The following is a 5,038-nucleotide window of genomic DNA, read 5'->3' as shown; positions in this document are numbered from 1 at the left end:
CTGCCCCTGCTCATCGCCGGGGACGTGCTCGCCGTCCTCACCTACCGGCGGCACGCCCACTGGCCCACGCTGTGGCGGCTCTTCCCGGCGGTCGCGGCCGGAGTCGTCGTCGGCACACTGTTCCTGATGCGGGCCGACGACGGCATCGTCCGCACCTCGATCGGGGTGATACTGCTGCTGATGGCCGCGCTGACGGTGTGGCGACGGCGCACGGCGGAGCAGGCGGCGGAGCCCGACGCGGTCACGACCCGGGCGGGCCGCGTCAAGGCCCGCTCCTACGGCGTCCTCGGCGGCTTCACCACCATGGTCGCCAACGCGGGCGGCCCGGTGATGTCGATGTACCTGCTGTCGGCGGGCTTCCGGAAACTGGGCTTCCTGGGCACGTCGGCGTTCTTCTTCCTCATCGTGAACGTGTCCAAGGTCCCCTTCAGCGTGGGGCTCGGGCTGATCGACGGCCCGTCGCTGCTGCTCGACGCCGCACTCGTGCTGTTCGTCCTGCCCGGCGCGCTGCTCGGCAAGTGGGCCGTGGACCGGATCAACCAGCGGCTCTTCGAACAACTCGTGATCGCCGCGACCGTCCTGGGCGCCTTGCAGCTGCTGCTGCGCTGAGGGGTGTCCTTCCCGTCAGGCAGGGGCGACATCGGCAGCACTGAGGAGCGTCGAACCGGTCGCACGGGATGCCGACGCCGCCGCGAAGGGGCCGGCATGACTCGGTCGCCGGCGCCGTGAGGGTGGCCGGCGACCGAGCGGCGCGTCGCCGCAGCCCGCCGCCGGCGCTCGTGGACGGAGGACGGCGGGTCGCGCCCCCCTCTCGCCGCGGGCGGGCGCCGGGCCGACAGGTTCCGCGTGCGTCAGTGACCGGCCGCCAGTTCGCCGCTGAGCTTGCCGTGCAGGTGCGCGCTGGGGTCGTTCAGACCGGTGATCTCGACGCTCTTGCCGCGCTGGGAGTACTTGTACGTGATCGCGTCGAGGGCGGCGACGGACGAGGCGTCCCAGATGTGTGCGGCCGACAGGTCGATGACGACCCTCGGGGGGTCACCCGCGTAGTCGAACTGCCCCACGAGGTCGTTCGAGGAGGCGAAGAACAGTTCGCCGGTCACCCGGTAGACGACCGCACTTCCGTCGGGATCGGTGACGGCGTTGACCTCGGCGAGATGGGCGACACGCCTGGCAAAGACGATCATGGCGGTGACCGAGCCGACGACGACGCCGATGGCGAGGTTGTGGGTTCCGACCACGACCGCGACGGTGATGACCATGACGGCGATCTCGCCGGCCGGCATCCGCTTCAGCGTCCTGGGGGCGATGGAGTGCCAGTCGAAGGTCGTGAACGACACCGTGATCATCACGGCGACGAGGGCGGCCATGGGGATGTCGGAGACGATCGGGCCGAAGACGATGCACAGCACCATCAGGAACGAGCCCGCGAGGAAGGTCGACAGGCGGGTCCGGGCGCCGGACACCTTCACGTTGATCATCGTCTGGCCGATCACGGCGCAGCCGCCCATGCCACCGAAGAAGCCGGTGACGATGTTGGCGATGCCCTGGCCGATGGACTCGCGGGTCTTGTCGGAGCGGGTGTCGGTGATGTCGTCGACGAGCTTTGCGGTCATCAGCGACTCCATCAGACCGACCAGCGCCATCGCGAACGCGTACGGCGCGATCGTCGTCAGGGTGTCCATGGTGAAGGGCACGTCCGGCAGGCCCGGCGCGGGCAGTGAGGACGGCAGTGCTCCCTTGTCTCCCACGTTCGGGACCGCGATGCCGGCCGCGACCGTGATGACGGTGAGGACGACGATGGAGACGAGCGGGGCCGGGATCACGGTGGTGATCTTCGGGAGGAGGACCATCAGCGCCAGGCCGGCGGCGATCAGCGGGTAGACCGCCCAGGGCACGTTCCGCATCTCGGGAACCTGGGCCATGAAGACGAGGATGGCCAGTGCGTTGACGAAGCCGACCATCACACTGCGCGGGATGAACCGCATCAGCTTCGCCACCCCGAGCGCCCCCAGGATGATCTGGAAGACGCCGGCGAGGATGACGGTGGCGACCAGGTAGCCGAGACCGTGCTCACGATTCACCGGCGCGATGACCAGGGCGACGGCGCCGGTCGCGGCGGAGATCATCGCCCTTCGGCCACCCACGATCGCGATGGTCACGGCCATGGTGAAGGAGGCGAACAGGCCGGTCGCGGGGTCGACGCCGGCGATGATCGAGAAGGAGATCGCCTCGGGCACGAGCGCCAGGGCGACGACCAGGCCGGCGAGGATCTCGGTGCGCCAGACCTTCGGGTCGGACCACCAGTCGGGTGTGAGGCCACGCGGCCGTGCGGTGGGAGACGCAACGGAAGAGGACAAGGGAGCGGTTACCTGTCGTGCTCGGGCCCACTCGACGCTGCGGGCCGGGCGGGCGGTAGGACGCGGGGGAGCCGGGCCGGCGTCCCCGCGGGTGGTCCCGTGATGCGGAAGCGAAAGTCGGAGGGGGACGGAGGCGGGGCGGCGCGTCGGCGCCCCGCGCTCACGTCCGGGAGCGAGGCATCACGGCGGGCAGGAGGCGGCGGCGGGCGTCATGAGCACGCGCACGCGTGATCTCCTGCCAGAATCGGAACTTCGCCGAGGTCGGCGTCGGCCCCGGCACGGCAAGGGCAGCGCAGCGCCGCACCGCCCACACGAGCAGAAACTCTACCCTAACGTTAGGGTAGAGATCGGCGGGGCTCGGCAGACGAAGGTGCCGCTTCGAGCGGCAGGGCCAGGAGCAGGGACGTGGACGGCAAGCACATGCAGATCGGCGAGGTCGCCGCGCGCACCGAGCTGTCCCTGCGCACCATCCGGCACTACGAGGAGACCGGCTTGGTCGTGCCCTCGGCCCGCTCCCAGGGCGGCTTCCGTCTCTACACCGAGAACGATGTCGCCCGCCTCATGGTCATCCGGCGGATGAAGCCGCTCGGCTTCACGCTGGACCAGATGCGCGACCTGCTGGGCGCCACCGACCGGCTGGACGCGGGCGAGGGACTGACCCCGGGGGAGCGGGAGGCGCTCCTGGAGCGGGTGCGCGCGTACGAGCGGACCGCGGCGGAGCAGGTGGAGAAGCTGCGCGTCCAGCTTGCCCGCGCCGAGGATTTCGCTGCCACGCTCCGCGCACGGCTGCCCGAGAGCGAGCCGGCTCGGCCCTGACGGCGCGGATGCCGGGTGGGGCCCTCCCGGGAGCGCCGGCCGTCAGCGCGCCTCGTCGTTCCGGAGTCCGAGCAGCGCCGGGACATCCGCGAACGAGTCGACGACATGGTCGGGCTCGCCGCTCGCCGCCCGGTGCGTCTGCGGCAAGTACTTCCCCGTCCGCACCAGCACCCCGGTCAGCCCGGCCCGCTGTGCCGCGAGCACATCGGATTCGATGTCGTCGCCCACCATGACCGCGTCGTCCGCCCCGGCCCCGAGCCGCCGCAGCGCGGCCTCGAAGAACGCCGCCGACGGCTTCCCGGTCACCACGGCCTCGGTCCGGGCCGCCTGCTCGAGCCCGGCCAGGAACGCCCCCGCGTCCAGCCGCAGTCCCCGGTCGGTACGCCAGAACAGATTGCGGTGCATGGCCACGAGCCGGGCCCCGTGCCGGAGGTGCCCGAAGGCCCGGTCGAGCGCCTCGTACCCGAACTCCGGCCCGGCACCGCCGACCAGTACGACGTCCACGGTGCCCTCGGAGGCGTCCGCGCCGACCAGGCGCACACCCTCCAGATCCGCCACGACGTCCCCGCTGTTCAACAGGAGGCAGCGCGCACCCGGACACCGCTCGGCGAGATACGCGGCGGTGACGGCCGGCGCGGTCAGGATGTCCTCGGCGCTCACCGGGAACCCCGCGTCCGCGAGCGTCCCGGCGATCGACGCCCGGGTACGGGACGTCGTGTTGGTCACCAGGGCGAACGGCAGCCCCGCGGCCCGGATCTCCCGCAGCGCCTCGGCAGCCCCCGGCAGCGGCTCCCAGGAGACGGTCAGGACGCCGTCGATGTCGACGAGGACGGCACGCACCGGCACTCACACGCATCCGCGACGTGTCCGGTGGACGCCGTGAGCCCCGACGGAGCCCCGGGCCGCCTCCAGGGCGCCGGCATCCGGACGGGCCGTTCGCGCCCGCCACAGGAGCGTTCGCGGAACCGTCATGACACCTCCGCAGGACAGGAAGTACGGCCAGGGGAGATTCTCCGCTCCTGGGCGGACGCACGCCACCCCGCCCGGACGCCCGCTCCCGGTGCCGCCCTATCCGGCGGCGGGGCCGGGCTCGTACGCGCTGATCACGTACTCGGCCTCGTCGTCCACGGCGTCGGCGTCCCAGTCGAGGGAGATGCGTACCGGGTGCCCGTCGGCCGCGTACTCCGCCTCGGCCGTGTCCGCGTGGTCCCGGCGGGCCTGGCCGAGTTCGCGCAGCAGGTCGCCGAGCGTGGGGATCTGGCCGGGGAGCCGGCGGACCACGCGGCGGGCGCCGTCGTCGAGGCCGGAGGCGTCGGTCACCTCGCCGTCGCGGACCGTCACGCGGAATGTGCCGATGAGGGACCGCTCACCTCCGCCGGACGTCAGGGTGTACGTGTAGGCGGCGGGTTCCGTCCAGGCGGGGGCCTCCGGCTTGGTGGTGGCGGTGGCGCCGGTGTCGTCGCCGCAGGCGGTGGCCAGGGTCAGCAGGCCGCCGGCCAGGAGGAGCGCGGCGGTGCGGTGGAGGAGGGACGGGGCGGGCATGGTGGTTCCCTTCGGTGGACGGTCCGGGTGTTCGTGGCCGCGACGGCGGCACCACTGCGACGGGTCCGGGCCGTCGAACGTTCGATACGCTCGCGCCATGTCCCGCCATGTCCTGGTCCTCGGCGGCACCACCGAGGCCCGCCAGCTCGCCGCCGAGCTGGCGGTGCGGCCCGGCACGCGGGTGACGACCTCGCTGGCGGGGCGGGTGACCCGGCCGGGGGCGGTCGCGGGGGGCGTACGCGTGGGCGGCTTCGGCGGCGCCGAGGGGCTGGCCGACTGGCTGCGCGCCCACGAGGTGGCCGCCGTCGTCGACGCCACCCACC

General features: G+C 72.5%; 6 protein-coding genes. 3 read left to right on the top strand and 3 right to left on the bottom strand.

Features of this window, described 5'->3' with window-relative positions:
- On the top strand, positions 1-609 hold a 609-nt coding region (locus CCN42_RS02195), incomplete at its 5' end, for a sulfite exporter TauE/SafE family protein (protein ID WP_086732808.1).
- A 242-nt stretch (positions 610-851) separates the two neighbouring features.
- Here the strand turns inward: CCN42_RS02195 and CCN42_RS02190 are convergent.
- Positions 852-2,357 carry a SulP family inorganic anion transporter gene (locus CCN42_RS02190; protein ID WP_086732807.1) on the bottom strand — a complete coding sequence of 502 codons (1,506 nt, stop codon included), beginning with the start codon at positions 2,355-2,357 and terminating at the stop codon, positions 852-854.
- Between the two features lie 405 nt (positions 2,358-2,762).
- On the opposite strand from CCN42_RS02190, the gene CCN42_RS02185 reads away from it, so the two are divergent.
- Positions 2,763-3,173 carry a MerR family transcriptional regulator gene (locus CCN42_RS02185; protein ID WP_211294613.1) on the top strand — a complete coding sequence of 137 codons (411 nt, stop codon included), beginning with the start codon at positions 2,763-2,765 and terminating at the stop codon, positions 3,171-3,173.
- Positions 3,174-3,215: 42 nt separating this feature from the next.
- Here CCN42_RS02185 and CCN42_RS02180 read toward each other — a convergent pair whose 3' ends face one another.
- Both CCN42_RS02180 and CCN42_RS02175 read right to left on the bottom strand, forming a co-directional pair.
- Positions 3,216-4,013: an HAD-IIA family hydrolase gene (locus CCN42_RS02180; protein ID WP_086732809.1), complete on the bottom strand. Its 798-nt coding sequence runs from the start codon at positions 4,011-4,013 to the stop codon at positions 3,216-3,218.
- A 228-nt stretch (positions 4,014-4,241) separates the two neighbouring features.
- Complete coding sequence (locus tag CCN42_RS02175; RefSeq protein WP_086732806.1) at positions 4,242-4,715, bottom strand: DUF6174 domain-containing protein; 474 nt, start codon at positions 4,713-4,715, stop codon at positions 4,242-4,244.
- Positions 4,716-4,812: 97 nt separating this feature from the next.
- On the opposite strand from CCN42_RS02175, the gene CCN42_RS02170 reads away from it, so the two are divergent.
- A partial coding sequence (locus tag CCN42_RS02170; RefSeq protein WP_143661826.1) for a precorrin-6A/cobalt-precorrin-6A reductase occupies positions 4,813-5,038 on the top strand: 226 nt, incomplete at its 3' end.

The sequence above is a fragment of the Streptomyces glaucescens genome (assembly GCF_002154375.1).
GTDB classification, from domain to species: Bacteria; Actinomycetota; Actinomycetes; order Streptomycetales; family Streptomycetaceae; genus Streptomyces; species Streptomyces glaucescens.
This window is presented reverse-complemented; position numbering and strand designations above follow the sequence as displayed.

Bases quoted from the DNA above. Each gene is read 5' to 3' on its own strand.
- CCN42_RS02175 (WP_086732806.1), bottom strand. From the start codon at position 4,715: ATGCCCGCCCCGTCCCTCCTCCACCGCACCGCCGCGCTCCTCCTGGCC.